Genomic DNA, 19,767 nt, shown 5'->3' on the forward strand with positions numbered 1-19,767 from the left:
CTAAGCCTGCACACGCTGATGGTACTGCAACCGGGAGGTTGTGGGAGAGTAAGTCACCGCCGACACCAAACAACAAACACAACAAAATACCGTAATGATGAAGCCGTAGAAGCTACGCACACTTTAAAGTGCGGTAACTTTCTACGGCTTCATTCGTCGTTTTACCGCGATTGTATTTGATGCCATCTTGAGGGTTATTCCGAATGATGTCCTGAAGGGCAAATTTTTTCGTTGCATCTTTGCTATGCTTGCTCACTCGATAGGTTGGGAGGAAACTCATGTGGTTCGATGGCTATCATCGGCAATTTGGAAAACGCCTGGAAGAGTTTCGCGCGGTTGCTATTCCCGCGATGCTCGTGGAGCTATCGCCGGAGCAGGAAGAACAAGTCACCCAGGGCTCTAAAGAATTTCCGTTCGACGCGGTGTTAGACGTCTTAAACTCCAAGCACAGCTACGAAGACAAGGTTTCCCGAATACTGGCTATCAGCGGTACATGGATGAATGCTTCTTCTGGTAGCCAGTGGGCTCTAGGCCCATTGAGCAGCACAGCATACTCCGAACGGGTAGGCATAGGCGTTAGATGGGGTGAGATTGCATTCTCACCACTATTGAATGTCGCAGAAAACCTTATTGATGCGTATCCGACTTGGCCAGGCGTGCTCAGGGAATTCGCTGAGAATCAAGAATCTAACCGTGAACATTTTTCGCAGCGCCTTAAGGAGATCTAGCGGTGTCTGACTTGTCTTCTGAAAGACCGCTAGATGTTTCTGGAACTAGGGTCTTATTCGGTATCGGCACCGCGTTGCCGGGCTCCTTGCTCTTGTCTATTTCGTGTGAAGGCGACAGTGTGGGCTGGTGGGATGCTGCGACCGGCGTGGTTTTGCTTCTATGTGCAGTGATTCTTCTCGGTCTGGCTGCATTGAGGACAGGGGTGCGTCGTCAAGCGCTGTGGGGCCTGCTATTTGTTGTCTACGGAGCGCTAGGCGCGCTACTTGTTCCTGGTGGTAGCATCCGTTTCGTTACGGTGTGCCTCTGGGTTGGCTTGATGAGTAATGTTTGGGTAACGCTGCGGCAGCGCGTCCGGATCTAAATTCCGGCTTTTGTTTGCGGGTTGTAGAATAGGGCCGGTATTTGTGTGCTAGTTCCAACCAAGAAAGGGTAGGGCTGAATGTCGGAGCGCAATCACAATGGGCGCGGCGGACGAGACCGCAAGCCACGCAATAATAAGGGCCGTGATTTTAAGGGCGATTCTCGGAAGAAGAAGTCTTTTTCGCCGCAGCGCTCCGGTTACCGTGAGGAACGCATCAATCGTCGCATGAGTGACCCAGACATCCCGGCAGAGGTAGACGTCAACGACCTGGACCCGATGGTGCTGCAGGACCTGAAGTCGCTATCGAAGGAGAACTCCGAGGCCGTCGCCAAGCATATGATCATGGCTGCTACCTGGATGGAAGATGATCCAAAGCTCGCATTGCGTCACGCGCGCGCCGCAAAGGACCGCGCTGGCCGCGTTGCAATTGCCCGTGAGGTCAACGGTATTGCTGCATATCGCGCGGGCGAGTGGAAAGAAGCGCTTTCTGAGCTGCGTGCCGCACGCCGCATTTCCGGTGGCCCCGGAATGCTTGCAGTGATGGCTGATTGCGAGCGCGGTTTGGGTCGCCCAGAAAAGGCTCTGGAGCTAGGTCGTGCGGAGGAGGCTTCGGAACTTGATGAAGAGTCCAAAATTGAGCTGGCAATTGTTGTGGCCGGCGCTCGCCTAGACATGGGGCAAGCTGAGTCCGCGGTTGTCACCATTCAGCGCGCGCATCCGGATCGCGATGCCCGCGGGGTAAGCGCGTGCCGTCTCGCTTATGCCTACGGTAATGCTCTGCTTGAAGCAGGGCGGAAGGACGAGGCTCGGGACTGGTTTGAGCACGCAGTCTCTATTGATGAAGGCGATTGGACCGATGCTGCCGAGCGCCTTGAGGAGTGCAAGTAGTGACGGTTCTCAGCAAGCACGACGCTCTGCTTCTCGATCTCGACGGCACCGTGTGGGAAGGCGGTCGCCCGCTTTCTAACGTGGTGGACGTCATCAACACCTGCGGAGTGCCGGCGGTGTACGTAACCAACAATGCTTCGCGTAGCCCACAGGCAGTGGCGAAGATGCTGGCGGACATCGGTCTCACGGCGGGTACGGAACAGATCGTTACCTCTGCGCAAGCGGTTCTCCAACTAGCAGCAGAAGAGGTCCCAGCTGGGGCGAAGCTCCTTATCATCGGTGCCGATTCCCTCCGTGACTTGGCCCGAGAGATGGGCTTCAAGGTAGTCTCCAGCGCCGATGACAAGCCTGCTGCTGTAGTGCAAGGCTTTGATCGCTCGGTTGGCTGGGAACACTTGACTGAAGGTGCCTTGGCCATTCGCCAGGGAGCCAAGTTCTTTGCTTCGAATCTCGATACCTCTCTGCCAATTGAGAGAGGCCTTGCTGTGGGAAATGGTTCCCTGGTTGCCGCCATCCAGTCAGCCACCGGGGTAGAGCCGGTATCTTCTGGCAAGCCTGAGCCGGCCATGTTTACTTTTGCGGCAAAGCAAATCGGCGCGAAAAAGCCACTTGCTGTGGGCGACCGCCTGGATACTGATATTGCAGGTGGTAACTCTGCTGCAATGGATACCTTCCATGTGCTCACCGGCGTTTCTGGTGAGTTGGAGCTGATTGAGGCTCCTGTGGAGGCACGCCCTAACTTTATTGGCGCTGGCATGCACGAGTTGGCCCTTCCTGTCTCTGTCGCTCGTCCCGGGGCACAGGGTGGATTTACGGCGCGGTGCGATGGCCATGACCTTTTGCTCGAGGGCGGCGACGAAAAGTCTACCTCCGTTCAGGCGTTGCGCACGGTGTTGGAAGTTGCATGGGCCATGCCGTCGCCGCCGCGCTATATTCAGCCGCGTAGCGAGCGTGCGGAAAAGGTTGTTGCGCAATGGCGGTAAAGCCGCACGATTTTCGAGCCGTCAAGGAACCGGCAGAGATCGATGCAGAAGTAGCGGAGATCCTTGGAGAAGACGCAGCGGATTTGGCCGCTGAAGTAGATCAGCTTGATCGCGCTCACAATGTGTTGCGCGATGCATTGCAGGAGAATTAATGCCCCCACAACGTCGTAGGTTAGATGCGGAGCTGGTGCGCCGAAAGATTGCGCGGTCACGTGAGCAGGCTCGGGAGATGATTAAATCTGGCCGTGTCACGGTTGGTGGCTTCAAGGCGCAGAAGCCGGCGTCGATTGTAGAGCCCGAGGTTTCCATCAAGGTAGAGGAAGCCGAAGAAGACAAGTGGGCTTCCCGTGGCGCTCATAAGCTATTGGGCGCCTTGGCGGCGTTCGACGTTGACATGAACGGTCGCATCCTCGATGCCGGCGCTTCTACCGGTGGCTTTACGGACGTGTGTCTGGAACACGGTGCGCAGGAAGTGCTGTCTGTCGACGTGGGCTATGGGCAGCTGCTCTGGCGCCTGCAAAACGATGATCGCGTAACCGTTTTAGACCGCACGAATATCCGGAATTTAACGCTTGAGCTTACCGACGGCCCCTGCGACGGCATGGTAGGCGATTTGTCCTTCATTTCCCTCCGCTTGGTATTGCCGGCCATTGTGGATTGTCTGAAGGACGGCGCTTGGTTGTTGCCTATGGTGAAGCCGCAATTTGAAGTGGGCAAAGAGCGCCTCGGAAGCGGTGGCGTGGTTCGTTCGCCGGAGTTGCGTAAAGAAGTAACCAAGGAGGTCGCTGAATTTGCGTTGTCCCTGGGGCTTAGCATGCATGGGGCTGTGGCATCCCCGCTGCCTGGGCCAAGCGGCAATGTGGAGTATTTCCTGTGGCTGAAAAAGGACGGTCAGCCCACGGATCTGGCTAGAGTGGAAGAAATGATTGACCGTGCAGTCGAGGAAGGCCCGCAATGACCCGTGAAATCCTGTTGGTGCCTCATGCCAACCGCCAGCAAAACCTGGAAGCGACCTCGCGTGCGGCAGAGCTTTTGCAAGATGCGGGAATTACCGTACGAGTGTGCGCGGACGAAAAGGTACTGCCGGGATTGAAGCATGTACCTCACACCGAAGATGCGGCCGCAGGGTGCGAATTGGTGTTGGTTTTGGGCGGCGATGGAACCTTCCTCCGTGCCGCCGACATGGCGCGTGCCGTAGATATTCCGGTGCTGGGTATCAACCTAGGCCACGTGGGATTTCTGGCCGAGTGGGAAGTCGAATCTCTCGATCAGGCCTTGGTGCGGGTCATTGAAAAGAGGTACCGCATTGAGGACCGCCTCACCATTGATGTGTCCATCTTTGATGAGGAGGCAACCCTTCTTAACCGCAGCTGGGCTTTGAACGAGGCTTCGGTAGAAAACCAAAACCGCTCCGGCGTGCTAGATGCAATCTTGGAAGTTGACCGCCGGCCGGTGTCGTCCTTTGGCTGCGATGGCGTGCTGATTTCCACGCCCACCGGATCGACTGCCTATGCGTTTTCCGCAGGTGGTCCGGTGTTGTGGCCCTCTCTGGATGCGATTTTGGTAGTGCCGAATAATGCGCATGCGCTGTTTACCAAGCCATTGGTTGTATCGCCCAATTCTTTAGTGGCCGTCGAATCGACGATGCGCACGACTCCCGCCACCGTGATTTTGGATGGCTTCCGCGAATTTGGGATGCCACCAGGGGCGCGTGTAGAAGTAGTGCGAGGCGAGCGTCCGGTGCGGTGGGTACGCTTGGATGACCAACCTTTTACTGACCGTTTAGTCTCGAAGCTGCGCCTGCCCGTAGAAGGGTGGCGCGGGCCGAAGGAGAAGTAGTGCTCGTCGATATTTCCATCAATGATCTGGGCGTCATTAGCCAGAGCTCTGCGGAACTATCCGCGGGCCTTACCGTGCTTACCGGTGAGACCGGTGCGGGTAAGACCATGGTGGTTACTGGTTTAAGGCTCTTAGCCGGTGGTCGCGCGGATGCCTCCCGGGTGCGCGATGGCGCGAAAAAGGCCGCTGTGGAAGGGCATTTTTCCTCCGCGAAGGATTCTATCCGCGAACTGGTGGAGTCGGTTGGCGGTGAGCCCGACGAAAATGGCGAGTATATCGTTTCACGCACGGTCTCCGCCGCGGGAAGATCGCGGGCCTATTTAGGCGGCCGTGCGGTGCCGGCTGCAACCCTGGGCGAGTTCGCGCGCGAGCTTATAACGGTCCACGGGCAAAATGATCAGCTGCGTTTGCTCGCGCCCGAGGAACAACTGGGTGCGGTTGATCGTGCGGATCCGAAATTGGCGCGTGTGCGAGAGCGCTATACCGAGGCCTTCAAACAGTGGCGCAGCCTCGCGAAGGACTATAGGCGGCGCACGGAGCAGCGCCGCGAGTTGGCGCAGGAAGTTGACCGTCTGCAATTCGCCGTCGATGAGATCGATGGCATCGCCCCAGAACCCGGCGAGGATGAGGAACTGGTGCAGCTGGTTCGCAAGCTGCAAGACGTCGATGGGCTGCGAGAGTCCGCGGAAATTGCCTTGGCTTCCATCGACGGCACCGAGGAATTGGAGGAGGCCGCCTCGGCACTGCTAGGCCGGGCGGTTTCTGCCTTGGCGGGATCCACCGATAAGGAACTGGCGGCAGTGGGCGAGCGACTCAGTGAGATTACTTCGCAGTTGGGCGATATCTCCGGCGAGCTCGGTGGGTATCTAGCCGGGCTGCCGGCGGACCCACACCTGTTGGAAAAGTCCCTCCAGCGGCAGCAGGAATTGCGCACGTTGACTAGGAAGTACGCCGGGGATATTGATGGCGTGCTCGCTTGGCGCAATGAGGCAGCGGCAAAACTGGAGTCCATGGATACCTCCACAGAAGCCCTGGAGGAGCTAAAAAAGCAAGTCAAAGAAGCTGAATCGGTGATGATTGAGCGGGCAGGGGAGCTGACAAAGGGGCGTCGGAAAGCGGCGAAGGCTCTGGGCGAGCAGGTAACGCAGGAGCTCCATGGCTTGGCCATGCCGAATTCGACTCTGACGGTCGAACTCACGCAGGCAAAATATTCTAAGTCCGGCGCAGACGCGGCCGAGTTGCAATTGAATGGCAAGCCGATTGCCTCTGCTGCCTCGGGCGGCGAACTCTCCCGTGTCATGCTGGCCTTGGAGGTCGTGCTGGCAGACGAGGACGGCGCCACCTTGGTCTTCGACGAGGTCGATGCCGGCGTGGGCGGGCGCGCAGCGGTAGAAATCGGCCGCCGCCTGGCGCGCTTGGCGGTGCATAACCAAGTGATTGTGGTAACGCACTTGCCGCAGGTGGCCGCGTACGCGGATGCGCACCTACACGTATCGAAGGAGAAATTTACCTCTGGCGTGGCCGAGCTTTCACAGGAGGAGCGCGTAGAGGAATTGGCCCGCATGCTGGCGGGGTTGGACGATACCGAGACCGGCCGCGCGCACGCGCAGGAGCTTTTTGACCGCGCACAGGAAGAAGCTTCCGCGCGCCTCACCCACTCGAAACCATAATCACGCCACAATAGGGTCCATGGCTCTGTTTTCCCGTAACCCCGAGCAGCCTGGTGCACTGCGCGATTGCACTCCAGGCGCTAAGGGGATGAAAAAGTTTAGTGAAGGCGATGTCGCCGTAATTGATGCGGCTAATATCTCTCGCCACGAGGCTCAGACCCTCGTAGACCTTAAACCCTCCGCAGTCATTAACGTGGCGGAATTTTCTACCGGCACGGTCCCTAATTATGGCCCGCACATGTTGCTTGACGCCGACATTACCCTCTTTGAAGGCGTTGGCCAGTCCTTTGTTTCCGAGTTCAAAGAAGGCAAGAAGGCGCGTATCGGGGAGGACGGCACCGTCTTTAGCGGCGATAAGGCGCTCGGCACCGGCCGCGTGGTAACTCGTGAGCGAGCAGAAAAGAACTTCACCGCGGCGCAGGGCGCGCTGATTGACCACATGGAATCCTTCTTTGGCAATTCCATCGATTTTATTAACTCGGAAGGCCCGCTGCTTATCGACGGCCTCGGCGTCCCCGCCTCCGGCTCCGAAATCGCCGGCCGCAAAGTTGTCCTCTTTTCGCCTACCGATAGGCACCGCGAACAGCTCAAGCAGCTACGCAACTTTATTCGCGAGTATGAGCCGCTGCTGATCGCAGTGGGATCGGCGGCAGATTCCTTGCTGGCCCAAGGGTATAAGCCAGATTTCATTATTGGGGATCCCAATAGCGTGAGCGATGAAGCTCTGCGTTGCGGCGCCCGCGTAATCGTTCCTGCGGACCCGGAGGGCGAGGTAGAAGGCCTCGACCGCATCCAGGACCTGGGCATTGGTGCGATGACCTTCCCTGCGGCAACGCATTCAGGTACCGACCTGGGCCTGCTCTTTGCGGACTACCACGGCGCTGATCTCATTGTGCAGGCCGGCGGTGGGGTAGACCTCGATGATATCTTTGCGGACCGCACCAACCCCTCTGCCGTACTGTCCCGCCTCAAGGCCGGTACCAAGGTGGTTGACGCCGATGCGGTAATCAATCTCTATAGTGCGCCTTCCTCCAACCTCGGCTGGCTGTGGGCAGTGCTGGGCATCTTGGTTGCCATTGCGGCGGTCATCCTCATCGTCGGCTTCGGCGGCAGCCAAGACTTTGCTAGCAACCTTAGCGAAACCTGGTCCAGCCTCTTTGGGGGCGCATAGGCCATGGCAAAGACTGAGCTTGTAGCAGGCTTGGGCTTCGGCGCCGCGGTTGGCGTAGCCTTAGGCGCCCTAGTGATTGCGCCGAACTTGACCACTAGCATGGCAGACGACGATCCGATCCGCGAGGAGCACCGCAAGGTGGTCCAAGACAATAAGATTCTGCAGACCCAGAATGAGGCTAGCGACAAGCTCGTGGCCGATTCTGGTGCGGAAATGGTTGATGGAGCCTTGTCGCAGCGCCCAGTGCTCATTGTGACCACCGATGACGCCAATGGCGGAGACGTGGACGCGATCCGGAAGCTCTTGGAGTCTTCCGATGCCACGGAGGCCGGCGAGATTAAGCTGACCAAGGACTTCTTGCGCCCCGAAACTAAGGACAAGCTGCTTCCCATCTTGAAAGATACTGCGCCTAAGAAGGCAGATATCAAGGACTTGGATTCTGCGGGAGCGCTCAGCGGTGAGGTCTTAGGTACTGCGCTGTCTATGGATCCTAAGAGCACGAAGCCTTTGGCCACAGTAGACGAGCGTGCAGACGTGCTCCATAAGCTGCGCGACGAAGGCTTTATTGATTACGAAGATGGGACCATCGTTCCTGCCCAGGCCATTATCGTGGTCTCTGGCAATGGCCTGCGTGGTTACCCGTCCAGCGCGCTGGCAGAATTTGCCACCGGGTTGGATGATGTCAATGGGTCCGTGGTGTTGAGCGGGCGCACCAAGCAGACCCAGGATGATAAGGCGCTAGCCCAGGTGCGTGATCAGGACGCGGAGCTGTCTACGGTCGATAGCACCGAACGGGCAGTGGAGCGCATTGCGGTCATTCTGGCCACCCAGGAGCAACTTGATGGTGGCCAGGGCGACTATGGCGCCACCGAAACTGCTGACTCCGCCTTGCCGGGAAAGGAATAGCCCATGGCGCATGATTTCAAGGTGCTTGATTCGCAGCTGCTTGTCGAAGCCCCCATTCTTGCCCTCCGCCGCGACGAGGTAGTCATGCCCGGTGGCGTTTCTGCCTCCCGGGAAGTAGTCGAGCACCTAGGTGCTGTGGCCGTCGTGGCAGTGGACTCAGACGAGCGTATTGCGATGGTGTATCAGTACCGCCACAGCGTGGGAAAGCGCCTGTGGGAACTGCCGGCGGGATTGCTCGACGTACGCGGTGAGGATGAGCTGACCGGCGCCCAGCGTGAACTGCAGGAGGAGGCCGGCCTGAGCGCGCAGACGTGGTCCGTGCTGACGGATCTTGTCACCTCTCCGGGTTTCTGCGAAGAGGCGGTTCGCGTATTCCTTGCCTCGGAGCTTTCCGACGTCCCCCGGATGGAGGCTACCGGTGACGAAGAAGCCGATATGGAAGTCGCCTGGGTGGGCCTCGACGAGGCCGTCGACAAGGTGCTGCGCGGTGACATCGTCAATTCCATTGCCTGCAGCGGTATCTTGGCCGCCTACGCTGTGCTGCGCGGCGGCAAGCAGACCCGCAGCGTGGAAGAGCCGTTCGACCTTCGACCGACCTCGATGAGCTCCCGCCGCACGGGCGCGGACCTAAAGCAGCTGTGAGTGCGCTAGAAAACATAGCGCAGACGTGGCTTAATCATCTAGCAGTCGAGCGCGGCGTTTCCGCCAATACCTTGAGCAACTATCGCCGCGATGTCCGCCGCTACCTTGCCTGGCTGGGGGATAACGGGGTAGATGATCTGCGGTCGGTGACACGACCGATGGTGGAGGCTTATCTCAAAGACCTGCGCTCACACATGGCGGTGTCCTCAGCCAACCGAGCGCTCATCGTTGCTCGCGGACTGCATAAATTTGCCGTGTCAGAAGGCGTAGTGGACGTCGATGTTGCGGTTGAGGTAACCCCTCCGTCAACCGGGCAGCATTTGCCGGAGACATTATCGGTAGACGAGATCACCGCCCTCATTGAAGCGATTCCGACCGAGACCCCAGTAGATGTGCGCGACCGCGCCCTGCTGGAGATGCTCTATGGCACCGGCGCGCGAATCTCGGAAATTATCTCTCTGAACGTTGATGACGTGTCTTCCGCGCAGGAGGTAATACGCCTGCGGGGCAAGGGAGACAAAGAACGGATTGTGCCAGTGGGCTCGCATGCTCGCCAGGCTCTCGAGGCCTACTTGGTGCGGGCGCGACCGGCGCTGAGCAAAGGTAAGACGCCGGCGCTGTTTCTCAATACCCGCGGTGGGGCTTTATCCCGTCAAAGTGCGTGGACTGTGTTGAAGACTGCAGCGCAGCGGGCGCAATTGGGAAAATCCATTTCTCCGCACACCTTGCGGCATTCTTTTGCGACGCACCTGCTTGAAGGCGGCGCAGATGTGCGCACCGTGCAAGAATTGCTGGGACATTCCTCGGTGACAACAACGCAAATATATACTCACGTCACTGCCGATTCCTTGCGCGAGGTCTGGCGCACTGCGCACCCCCGTGCCTAAGAAAGGACCTATATGTTTTCAACTCGTGTAGCTGGTGCGGCGATTTCTGCCGCATTGATTTTCCCAGCGGTGGCACACGCCCAGCTGCCGCCGGAAGTAGAGGCTGCTATTGCCGCTCCCATTTCGGTTCCTGCCGGCCAGACCACGACTGTAAGCTTGCCCGTGCCAGCCGAAGCCAACTACTCCGGCGATGGGTGGAACGTGTCTGCCTCAGGTACCTCCGCTACCATCACCGCCCCGGCAGATGGCGGCCAAATCTCGGTTCCTGTCTCCGCCCAAGGCATGAATGCAACCCTGACGCTGGTAGCCGATGGGTCGGTTGAGCAGGAGGACATTCAGGAAGAAATTGACGGCGCGGAGGGCGGCCCGAACCCAGCGCCAGCGCCGGATCCGGGCTCTGATAGGCCGGCTCAAGGTGACAAGGCGCCAGCCGGAAAAGATGCCGAAGGCGGAGATGAGAAGCGCGCGCCGTCGAAAGAAGAAGGCAACTTGCCGGTTATTCCAGGTAAAAAGCCGGAGCGCAAGCCTGCTGGGGAAGCCAACCTTGAAGGCGCGGAATACGTCAATCTCGAATCGAAAATCGAAGGCAATACAATTACCGCAAAGATGGGCCTCAAGCAGGCCTATGACCTCTACCAGCAGTTCAAGGACACGCAAGAAAATGACGTCACGCTGCGTTACCTCGATGGCGAGGGCAATATTATCCAAGGCGTAGAGCGTGACGTGGATGCCTCTTCTCGAACCCTCACCTTGACCTATCCGGAGGGCGAGGCGCCTGATAATCCCTTCATCATGCAGTTGCTACGCAATGACGGTTCTGGGGCCGCACTCATCGTCACTTTGCAGGACCCTAACTATCAATCCGCCGCGGAAAACCTCGATGAGCGCCAGCAAAAGGACCCCAAAGAAGAAGACGGCGGCTCACATTTGGGCTGGATTATTGGAGGGGCAGCCGCGGCGGTACTCATCGCGCTCATAGCCCTGGTGGCAGTTCTCAAACGCCGTTCTAGTCAACGCTAAACGCTTGATATACACTAAGTCTCGGTACTTTTGAGCTGTAGCGGGTACGCTTTAATGACAACGTTGTAATCAACCCCAAGCCAAGTGTCATGGTCCGGAACTTGGCGTCAAGGAAGCAGGTGTGACTGTGAGCGAAGAGGGTCTCTTTTCTGCCTCTGACGTAGAGGTGGGGCTGACCGGTCGTCCTATCCGTGAGCTACCGGAACCCGCACCCTTGGAAAAGCATGGGCCGGCCACCATCATTTCCATGTGTAACCAAAAGGGTGGCGTAGGTAAAACCACCTCAACCATCAATATGGGTGCCTGCTTGGCGGAATACGGCCGTAAAGTCCTCTTGGTTGACCTTGACCCCCAAGGCGCGCTTTCGGCGGGGCTTGGGCTCACGCATGATGATATCGAGGACACTATCTATGACGTGATGCTCGATAGTCACACCTCTATTCATTCCGCTATCCAACACACCGGGGTATCGGGCTTGGACCTGGTGCCGGCGAATATCGACCTTTCCGCCGCGGAAATTCAGATGGTCAATGAAGTCGGTCGCGAGCACACCCTTGCCCGCGCCCTGCGTCCCGTGCGCCGCGATTATGATTTCATCATTATTGACTGCCAGCCCTCCTTGGGCCTGCTCACCGTCAATGCCCTTGCTTGCTCACAGGGTGTGATCATCCCTATGGAGTGCGAGTTCTTCTCCCTGCGCGGTTTGGCGCTGTTGACCGATACCGTGGAAAAGGTTTCTGATCGCATTAACTTTGACCTTGAGGTCATGGGAATCCTAGTGACCATGTTTGATCGCCGGACCAAGCACGCCCGGGAAGTGATGTCCCGAGTGGTGGACTACTTTGGCGATAAGGTCTTTGATACCGTCATTACCCGGACCGTTCGGTTCCCAGAGACTTCGGTAGCCGGCGAGCCGATTACTACCTGGGCGCCAAGCTCCCCGGCCACGCAGCAGTACCGGAACTTGGCCAAAGAGGTCATCGAGCGCTCGACCGTTTAAGGTATCGTGACCCAGCCGGAGGTTACGGGCTTTCGCATTGCACTGCGGAATTTTGAAGGCCCTTTTGACCTGCTTTTGCAGCTTATTCAGTCCAAGAAGATGGACGTGACTGACGTTGCGCTGTCAGAAGTAACGGACGAATTCGTGGCGTATACGCGCCAGCTGGGCGAGTCCGCTGATCTGGATGAGACCACTGATTTTTTGCTGGTGGCAGCTACGCTTTTGGATTTGAAGGCGGCGCGGCTTTTGCCGCGCGGTGATGTCGACGATATTCAAGACTTGGAGCTGCTGGAGTCGCGCGACCTTCTTTTTGCCCGTCTGTTGCAGTACAAGGCTTATAAGCAAGCAGCGGACCAATTTGCCGTGTGGCAGCGCGAGGCGCAGCGCAGCTATCCGCGTGCGGTTTCGATTGAGGAGAAGTTTGCCGAGCTTTTGCCTCCGGTCTCCCTCGGGCATACGCCTGCCAGCTTTGCCGAGCTAGCGGCGGGCGTGTTCCGTCCCAAGCCACCGGAGGAGGTGGCAACCGGTCACGTGCACGACGTAGCAGTATCTGTACCGGAGCAGGCCGGCAAGATTTTGGAAACACTCAAGCTACTCGGTGCGGGCCAATGGACCAGCTTCGGTGCGCTAACCCGCGACTGTACGGTTTCTATGCAGGTAGTGGGGCGTTTCTTGGCCTTGTTGGAGTTGTACAAAGCCAAGGCAGTTGATGCACAACAAGAAGAAGCGCTGGGTCAGCTGGACCTATCGTGGACAGGCCTGGATGTTGACCCAGCGGTAGTTGCCGCAGCGAACTGGGACTAAGGGCGCTGCTGGATGAATTCCAGCGTCTCGGGGGAGAGCTCGCGGTCGGAGTAGACGCGTACGTCTGGTTCATCTGGGTTGTCCTCGGTGCCTATGCGGCGCCCTTCCCATACTTGTTGGAGCCCTTGTTTTTCGATGACCCGGATGGCCGCCGGGTGATTTGTGGTCACGCGGGCCGTAATGGGGGAGTTGGGGTCCACCTGGCGGATGCTCTTCACCGCCTCGGAGGTGATTTCGGTGGCAAAACCGGCACCCCAATGGGCGGGGCGCAGGCGGTACTTGATGTCCCAGAAGTTTGCTTCTTCGACGAAGATGGCACCGCCGACGCCGACGAATTCGGAAGGGTTGTGGCGCATATACGCGGCCCACGGTCCGAAGTGGTGGGCGTCCCACGACTGGGAGGATGCTTGTGCGAGAGCACGCGTGGTGCGGATGTCAGCAAAGCGCCCATTAGGACGGTGGCTCCAGATGCGTCCGTCGCTGTAGACCTTGTGGGTCTCTTCGGTATTAGCGGCGGACAGCGGGATGAGGATGAGTCTGTCGGTGCGAGTGATAGTTTCCATAACAATATGTTAGCCGAGTCACAGTGGGGAGCGAAAGTGATTTGGGGAATTTTCTGCGACTTTTTCCCTTCCAGTAAACTCGGGCGCTATGGATCTTCCCCTCATCTCGCAGCTGCGTTCCCGTCTTGAGTCCATTTTGCTCGTGCTGGACTCCCCAGCCTCTGTGGAGTCTTTGGCGCGTGCGCTGGGGGCAGAAAGGGACGTCGTTAGTGATTGCTTGCGTTCTATTCAGCGGGAGTTGGATAGTCGCGGTTCTGGTATCGACCTGCGCGAGACTCAAGAGGGGTGGCGCTTTTATACGCGCACCGAAAATGCCGGGGCAGTGGAAGAATTTCTTTTGGATGGCGCCCAAACCAAACTCTCCCGTGCTGCCCTGGAGACTTTGGCGGTAGTGGCTTACCGTCAGCCCGTTACTCGCCAGCAGGTGGCGGCGGTTCGCGGCGTCAATGTCGATGGCGTAATGCGGACCCTTAACCTGCGCGGGTTGGTCCGGGAGCTGCCGCAGGACGATTTTGAGGGCGCCGCGCACCGGTACGAGACAACGGAATTATTCCTCGAGTTATTGGGGATCGATTCTTTGGAGCGCCTGCCTGACTTGGCGCCGCTGTTGCCTGACGTAGAGGCGATCGACGAAGAGTACTAGCGTGGGGTAGGATTGCCCAGGTAATTTCATATCTTCGAGAGAAAAGGACACGTACGTGACTCCTCCCGCTCGCCGTGACGGCACACCGGATAAGAAGCAGCGAGACAGTGACATCATTGTCTCCAATGCCAAGCCGGCCCGTCACCAGCATGTGTCAAAGAAAAAGCAGAAGGCTACTGCAGAATCCGTAGCCCGCGAATTGGGCGCCGATTGGTTGGTCGATGAAGACAAGTCCAAGGGAGAGCGCCTCCAAAAGGTGCTCGCCAAGGCGGGCGTCGCTTCCCGCCGCCACGCAGAAATCCTCATCGATGCTGGCCGAGTTGAGGTCAACGGCAAGATCATCGCCAAGCAAGGCGTCAAGGTAAATCCCTCCGTTGACGTCATCCGAGTAGACGGCGTGCGCGTCAACGTCAATGAGGAGCACGAATATTTCGTGCTCAATAAGCCGCGCGGCATGCAGTCCACCATGTCTGATGACCTAGGGCGCCCGTGTGTGGGTGACGTGGTGTCAGAAAAGGTCGCAGCTGGCCAGCGACTCTTTCACGTTGGCCGCCTCGATGCCGATACGGAAGGCCTGCTCATCCTCACCAATGATGGCGAGTTGGCCAACCGCTTGATGCACCCCAAGTACGAGGTGACCAAGACCTACCTCGCCACCGTTTTGGGCGAGGCCGATAGGAAGCTCGTGCGACAGCTCAAGGAAGGCATCGAGCTGGAAGACGGACTGGCAAAGGCCGACTTTGCACAGGTAGTTGATACCAACCAGGGTTATTCCTTGGTGCGTCTTGAACTGCATGAAGGCCGCAAGCATATCGTGCGCCGCATGTTGAAGGAGGCCGGCTTCCCCGTGCAGCGCCTGGTGCGCACCAAGCTGCATACAGTCCAGCTGGGCGATATGAAGCCTGGCGGCCTGCGTGCCCTTAATTCCAGCGAGCTGACTAGCCTGTACAAGGCGGTGGAGATGTAATGATTTCTAATATGCCGAATGAGGGTCTCATCCTCGCCGTGGATGGCCCATCTGGAACTGGAAAGTCGACCACGTGCCGTGCGCTGGCTAAGCAGCTGGATGCAAAGTACGTCGACACTGGTGCAATGTACCGAGTGGCAACGCTTGCTGTGCTGCGTGAAGGCGTCGACCCTGCTGATACCGCCGCGGTTATTGCGGCTACGGCCAATCTGCCCTTGGGAGTATCCGATGACCCGGACTCCACCGAGGTTCTCCTCGGCGGCGAGGACGTCTCGCGCGTTATTCGCGAAGACGAAGTCACCCGTAATGTTTCCGCCGTATCTGCCATTCCGGAGGTGCGCGAGAATCTGGTAGCGCTGCAGCGCAAGCTTGCCCGCCAAGCGCACCGCGCGATTGTAGAAGGGCGCGATATTGGCACTGTGGTGCTTGCCGACGCCCCCGCTAAAGCATTCATGACCGCCTCTGCCGAGGTCCGCGCTCAGCGCCGCCAAGCCCAAAATGAAAAGGCGGGCATTGCTTCGGACTACGAGACGGTACTCGCAGATGTCCAGCGCCGAGACGCGGCGGATTCTTCCCGCAAGGCCTCACCTCTGCGCCCAGCGGAAGACGCAACCCTAGTCGATACCTCCAATATGAGCCCAGAGGATGTGCTGGAAGCTCTGATTAACGTGGTAAAGGAGTCTGTCAATGACTAATCACGATCCCCAGGAAGAGTCGGAGACTCAGTTCCATTACCCGGCCGGTAAGTTCGATGATGAGGTGGTAGAAGCCTCTCCTGGTTGGGCCGCCGATGATTTCAATACCGAGGAATTCGACTATGACTTCGATGACTCGGAGTTTGGTGAGGCTGATTATGGCGACGATTCGAACGCGGAAGAGCCTCTGAGCGAAGAGGAGTGGGAAGAACTCTCCCGTGCCTTCGGTGTGGAGTCCGATGACCACACGGAAGAAGCCCTGTGCACGGTGGCCGTAGTCGGTCGCCCAAATGTGGGTAAGTCCTCCTTGGTTAACCGTTTCCTTGGCCGCCGCGAAGCGGTGGTAGAGGACCACCCAGGCGTTACTCGTGACCGAATTTCCTACGTTGCGGACTGGAATGGCCAGCGCTTTTTGGTGCAGGACACTGGTGGCTGGGATCCCAACGTGAAGGGCATCCATGCGGCGATTGCCCGCCAGGCAGAAGTAGCCATGGAAACCGCCGATGTCATCGTTATGGTGGTGGATACCAAGGTGGGCATCACGGAGACGGATGAGGTCATGGCTCGCCGCCTGCAGAAATCGCCTGTGCCGGTGATTTTGGTATCGAATAAGTTCGATTCTGATAATCAGTACGCGGATATGGCGGAATTTTATGCCTTGGGCTTGGGCGATCCGTGGCCCGTATCCGCCCAGCATGGCCGCGGCGGTGCGGACGTGCTCGATGAGATTTTGCGGGTCTTCCCTGAAGAGCCCCGACAGACCGCGATTACCTCTGGACCTCGCCGCGTCGCATTGGTGGGCAAGCCTAACGTGGGCAAGTCCTCGCTGCTGAATAAGCTCACCAGCGAGGAGCGCTCCGTGGTCGACAACGTTGCGGGAACAACCGTGGATCCGGTGGATTCTCTAGTGCAGCTGGATGAGCAGCTGTGGAAGTTCATTGATACCGCGGGCCTGCGCAAGAAGGTAAAGAACGCGCAGGGGCATGAGTACTATGCGTCCTTGCGTACCCGCGGCGTTATTGATGCTGCCGAGGTCTGCATCATGCTTATCGACGCCTCTGAGGAGATCTCCGAGCAAGACCAGCGCGTGCTCAATATGGTGCTCGAGGCGGGCAAGGCTCTAGTGATTGCGTTTAATAAATGGGACCTCATGGATGAGGATCGCCGCTATTACTTGGACCGGGAAATTGATCAGCAGCTGAGCCACTTGCCGTGGGTCACGCGCGTGAATATCTCTGCGGAAACGGGCCGCGCGCTGCAGAAGCTGGAGCCGGCCATGATTGAGGCACTGGAAAGCTGGGATCAGCGTGTGTCCACGGGCCAGCTGAATAACTGGCTGCGTGAGGCTATCGCGGCTAATCCGCCGCCGATGAAGAATAATCGTCTGCCGCGCGTATTGTTCGCCACGCAGGCCTCGACCCAGCCGCCGACCATCGTCTTGTTTACGACGGGCTTCTTGGACGCGGCGTATCGCCGCTACCTCGAGCGCAAGTTCCGCGAGCGGTTTGGTTTCCACGGAACGCCTATCCGCATCGCAGTGCGAGTGAGGGAAAAGCGCGGCAAGAAGCGCTAGCAGTATGCCCGTTACGCTGGGATTATAGCACTCAGGCGAGCGATTATTGCACCGAGACACGGTGTGAGAATTTGCTCGCCTTTCCGTTTATGTCCGTTCATGTGGGTCTGGATAGGATATAACCAGTCAAAAATTCTCTCGTGATGGAAGGCTCAGCATGCTAGCCAGCGTAATTGCGCCAGATTCAATTCTGGCCATCGTGCTTCAGGTCATCATCATCCTCAGTGCCCTGCTTCTGGGCACTCGTTATGGTGGCATCGGACTTGGTCTTATTTCCGGCATCGGATTGATGCTCATGGTCTTTGTCTTCGGCCTCGCCCCGGGTGAGCCGCCGGTATCTGTGATGCTGACCATCATTGCGGTCATCGGCTGCGCCGCCACCTTGCAGCAGGCGCGCGGCCTCGAAGTGATGATGCAATTTGCCGAGAAGTTTCTCCGCGCCCACCCAGAGCGCATTACCATCCTCGCCCCGCTGACCACCTGGTTCCTGACGGTGCTGTGTGGTACGGGCCACGTGGTCTACACGATGTTTCCGATCATCGAGGATATCGCCCTGAAGAAGGGCATCCGCCCAGAGCGCCCCATGGCCGTGGCATCGACGTCGGCTCAAATGGGTATTACGGCCTCGCCAGTGTCCGTGGCCACTGTATCCCTAGCGTCCATCATCGCGGAAAATGCCGGTGCTATCGATCACGCCTATTCCATTCCGCAGATCCTCATGGTGGCTATGCCCGCCTCGCTTGCCGGTGTAATTCTTGCCTCGCTGTGGTCGCTGCGCCGCGGTAAGGACTTGGACGAGGACCCGGCATTCCAGGAGCGCATGAAGGATCCGGAGTTTGCGGAAAGCATTCACCAGTCCACCGGGTCGCTCATGGATGAGGAATTTTCGCCGGAAGCAAAGCGTGCGGTGGTTATCTTCCTCGTGGCTATCGCCAGCGTGGTGGCACTCGGTGCGTTCGAATTCCTGCGCCCGCTCGTCCCAGGCGATGATGGCGAGTTGAGCCCGCTTTCGATGAACCTGGTTATCCAAATGGTCATGCTTGTTGCCGGCGCAATCATCCTGCTCACCTGCAAGGCTGACCCGAAGAAGATTGCGTCCACGCCAGTCTTTAAGGCCGGAATGACCGCAGTATTCTCCGTCTTTGGTGTGGCATGGATGGCAGATACCTTCTTCGAAGCCCATATCGATGCCTTAGAGTCCAACCTCGGGTCCGTAGTGGAGGCCGCCCCGTGGGCCTACGCGGTGGTACTGGTCATCGTGTCCAAGCTGGTTAACTCCCAGGCCGCCGCCCTGGTTGCCATCGCTCCGATTGGCCTGCAGCTCGGCATCGATCCCGCCATTATCGTTGGTTTCTACGGCGCAGCATACGGCTACTTCATTTTGCCAACCTACCCTTCGGACCTAGCCTGCATCGGCTTCGACCGCACGGGCACTACCCACATTGGCAAGTTCGTCATCAACCACTCCTTCCTCGTTCCCGGCGCCATCTCGGTGTTCACTTCCTGCGTGGTGGGCTCGCTATTGGCGCAGGTCCTGCTCTAATCCGAATCCCGTACCAGCACGAAGGCATCCGTGCGGTACGGGATGCGTAGTTTCTGCCCCGGCTTTAATCCCATGTGCTCGTAGAGGTACCAATCCAGGTTGTGGGTCATGCGCTCATGGATGGCTTTGCCATTGCGCAGCCAATAGGATCGGGTGTGCATCAGCTGGTGAAGCTGCTCCGGGGTTAGTTCGTTCTCCCAGGTCAAGCGCAGCTCTCGGCCCAAAGACCACGGCGCCGTATAGTCCGGGTAAAAGCCCGGCTTATGTACATCGCCGGAGTGCATGATGCGAGACAGTCGCAGGATCCAGGGGTCCGCGTTGACATCGAGCGTATTCCACACCAAGAGAATCTTCCCGCCCGGCGCGAGGACGCGGTCAAGCTCTGCACAGGCGGCTGGCACGTCGACCCAGTGCCAGGTTTGGGCGAGGCAGGCGGCGTCTAAGGAGGCGTCGGCAAGCGCGGTGCTTTCGGCCGTAGCGCGAAAGACTGGCAGGCGGAGGTGGGCTGCGAGAATACTAGCCATATCGGCGGAGGGTTCGAGCGCAATAACCCGAGCATTGGGTAGGGACTCGGTGAGTTTTCCAGTACCGGCGCCAATATCGGCAACGGTATGGGCGTCAGCAATAAGGGCAGAAACCTCGTCCGGATAGCCGGGGCGCACATCGTGATAGGTGCTCGCGCCGCGGCGGAAGGCCTGGGCGGAAGCGGTGCGTTGCGCGGCATTGCGGAAGCCGGGGCCTTGTCTGGTGGAGGCCCTGCGGTAGCTAGGGAAGTGGCTGGGATCGGGGTGGCGAGTCGACATAGCTCATCTAACCTACCGCGAATTAGAATGGCAGCCTATGAGGACACTTCCTGCACCATCAGATCCCAGGTGGCTGCTAA

The 19,767-nt window shown here is 58.4% G+C and carries 22 protein-coding genes; 20 read left to right on the plus strand and 2 right to left on the minus strand.

Translation table 11 applies throughout. The annotated features are described in order from the left end of the window. Positions 1-278: 278 nt before the first annotated feature. The 15 genes from QP884_RS05455 to QP884_RS05525 all read left to right on the plus strand — a co-directional run bounded on the left by QP884_RS05455 (position 279) and on the right by QP884_RS05525 (position 12,900). The gene (locus QP884_RS05455) at positions 279-728 is read left to right on the plus strand and encodes a hypothetical protein (RefSeq protein ID WP_284821146.1); all 450 of its coding nucleotides are present in this window, start codon (positions 279-281) and stop codon (positions 726-728) included. Between the two features lie 2 nt (positions 729-730). Beyond that, the gene (locus QP884_RS05460; protein WP_284821148.1) at positions 731-1,090 is read left to right on the plus strand and encodes a hypothetical protein; all 360 of its coding nucleotides are present in this window, start codon (positions 731-733) and stop codon (positions 1,088-1,090) included. Between the two features lie 78 nt (positions 1,091-1,168). Further along, positions 1,169-1,978, plus strand: coding sequence for a tetratricopeptide repeat protein (locus tag QP884_RS05465; protein ID WP_284821149.1), 810 nt, complete (start codon positions 1,169-1,171; stop codon positions 1,976-1,978). Then, on the plus strand, positions 1,978-2,961 hold the full coding sequence (locus QP884_RS05470) for an HAD-IIA family hydrolase (RefSeq protein ID WP_284821151.1): 984 nt from the start codon (positions 1,978-1,980) through the stop codon (positions 2,959-2,961). Before QP884_RS05465 ends, QP884_RS05470 begins: the two co-directional genes overlap by 1 nt. Continuing rightward, entirely contained in the window at positions 2,952-3,113 is a 162-nt protein-coding gene (locus QP884_RS05475) for a hypothetical protein (RefSeq protein WP_005324658.1), read from the plus strand. The genes QP884_RS05470 and QP884_RS05475 overlap by 10 nt, the downstream gene beginning before the upstream one ends. Further along, entirely contained in the window at positions 3,113-3,919 is an 807-nt protein-coding gene (locus QP884_RS05480) for a TlyA family RNA methyltransferase (RefSeq protein ID WP_284597968.1), read from the plus strand. Before QP884_RS05475 ends, QP884_RS05480 begins: the two co-directional genes overlap by 1 nt. Next, a complete protein-coding gene (locus QP884_RS05485) occupies positions 3,916-4,800 on the plus strand; it encodes an NAD kinase (RefSeq protein ID WP_284821153.1) in 885 nt (294 codons plus the stop codon). Before QP884_RS05480 ends, QP884_RS05485 begins: the two co-directional genes overlap by 4 nt. After that, positions 4,800-6,470, plus strand: coding sequence for a DNA repair protein RecN (recN, locus tag QP884_RS05490; RefSeq protein ID WP_284821155.1), 1,671 nt, complete (start codon positions 4,800-4,802; stop codon positions 6,468-6,470). The genes QP884_RS05485 and recN overlap by 1 nt, the downstream gene beginning before the upstream one ends. Before the next feature lie 19 nt (positions 6,471-6,489). After that, positions 6,490-7,641 (plus strand): putative cytokinetic ring protein SteA, encoded by a 1,152-nt coding sequence (steA, locus tag QP884_RS05495; protein WP_284821157.1) that lies wholly within the window; start codon positions 6,490-6,492, stop codon positions 7,639-7,641. A 3-nt stretch (positions 7,642-7,644) separates the two neighbouring features. Further along, complete coding sequence (locus tag QP884_RS05500) at positions 7,645-8,547, plus strand: copper transporter (RefSeq protein ID WP_284821159.1); 903 nt, start codon at positions 7,645-7,647, stop codon at positions 8,545-8,547. Positions 8,548-8,550: 3 nt separating this feature from the next. After that, positions 8,551-9,189, plus strand: coding sequence for an NUDIX domain-containing protein (locus tag QP884_RS05505; RefSeq protein WP_005324666.1), 639 nt, complete (start codon positions 8,551-8,553; stop codon positions 9,187-9,189). Beyond that, the gene (gene xerD, locus QP884_RS05510) at positions 9,186-10,076 is read left to right on the plus strand and encodes a site-specific tyrosine recombinase XerD (protein ID WP_284821161.1); all 891 of its coding nucleotides are present in this window, start codon (positions 9,186-9,188) and stop codon (positions 10,074-10,076) included. Before QP884_RS05505 ends, xerD begins: the two co-directional genes overlap by 4 nt. 12 nt (positions 10,077-10,088) lie before the next feature. Continuing rightward, the gene (locus QP884_RS05515; RefSeq protein WP_284821163.1) at positions 10,089-11,096 is read left to right on the plus strand and encodes a hypothetical protein; all 1,008 of its coding nucleotides are present in this window, start codon (positions 10,089-10,091) and stop codon (positions 11,094-11,096) included. Positions 11,097-11,223: 127 nt separating this feature from the next. Continuing rightward, positions 11,224-12,096 carry a ParA family protein gene (locus QP884_RS05520; RefSeq protein ID WP_040425292.1) on the plus strand — a complete coding sequence of 291 codons (873 nt, stop codon included), beginning with the start codon at positions 11,224-11,226 and terminating at the stop codon, positions 12,094-12,096. A 6-nt stretch (positions 12,097-12,102) separates the two neighbouring features. Beyond that, on the plus strand, positions 12,103-12,900 hold the full coding sequence (locus QP884_RS05525; protein WP_284821164.1) for a segregation and condensation protein A: 798 nt from the start codon (positions 12,103-12,105) through the stop codon (positions 12,898-12,900). Here the strand turns inward: QP884_RS05525 and QP884_RS05530 are convergent. Then, positions 12,897-13,463, minus strand: coding sequence for a GNAT family N-acetyltransferase (locus QP884_RS05530; RefSeq protein ID WP_284821165.1), 567 nt, complete (start codon positions 13,461-13,463; stop codon positions 12,897-12,899). The genes QP884_RS05525 and QP884_RS05530 overlap by 4 nt on opposite strands. Before the next feature lie 88 nt (positions 13,464-13,551). Here QP884_RS05530 and scpB point away from each other — a divergent pair, with 88 nt between their 5' ends. The 5 genes from scpB to QP884_RS05555 all read left to right on the plus strand — a co-directional run bounded on the left by scpB (position 13,552) and on the right by QP884_RS05555 (position 18,884). After that, on the plus strand, positions 13,552-14,106 hold the full coding sequence (gene scpB, locus QP884_RS05535; RefSeq protein ID WP_200436151.1) for an SMC-Scp complex subunit ScpB: 555 nt from the start codon (positions 13,552-13,554) through the stop codon (positions 14,104-14,106). Between the two features lie 55 nt (positions 14,107-14,161). Next, positions 14,162-15,073 (plus strand): pseudouridine synthase, encoded by a 912-nt coding sequence (locus QP884_RS05540; RefSeq protein ID WP_284821166.1) that lies wholly within the window; start codon positions 14,162-14,164, stop codon positions 15,071-15,073. Next, complete coding sequence (cmk, locus tag QP884_RS05545; protein WP_284821167.1) at positions 15,073-15,768, plus strand: (d)CMP kinase; 696 nt, start codon at positions 15,073-15,075, stop codon at positions 15,766-15,768. Before QP884_RS05540 ends, cmk begins: the two co-directional genes overlap by 1 nt. Continuing rightward, positions 15,761-17,341, plus strand: a complete 1,581-nt coding sequence (gene der, locus QP884_RS05550) for a ribosome biogenesis GTPase Der (RefSeq protein ID WP_284788696.1) — start codon at positions 15,761-15,763, stop codon at positions 17,339-17,341. Before cmk ends, der begins: the two co-directional genes overlap by 8 nt. Positions 17,342-17,498: 157 nt before the next feature. Beyond that, on the plus strand, positions 17,499-18,884 hold the full coding sequence (locus QP884_RS05555; protein WP_284788694.1) for an anaerobic C4-dicarboxylate transporter: 1,386 nt from the start codon (positions 17,499-17,501) through the stop codon (positions 18,882-18,884). Here the strand turns inward: QP884_RS05555 and QP884_RS05560 are convergent. Further along, a complete protein-coding gene (locus tag QP884_RS05560; protein WP_284788692.1) occupies positions 18,881-19,687 on the minus strand; it encodes a class I SAM-dependent methyltransferase in 807 nt (268 codons plus the stop codon). The two genes, QP884_RS05555 and QP884_RS05560, sit on opposite strands and share 4 nt — an antisense overlap. Positions 19,688-19,767: the final 80 nt, after the last annotated feature.

The sequence above is a fragment of the Corynebacterium tuberculostearicum genome (assembly GCF_030229345.1).
GTDB classification, from domain to species: Bacteria; Actinomycetota; Actinomycetes; order Mycobacteriales; family Mycobacteriaceae; genus Corynebacterium; species Corynebacterium tuberculostearicum_G.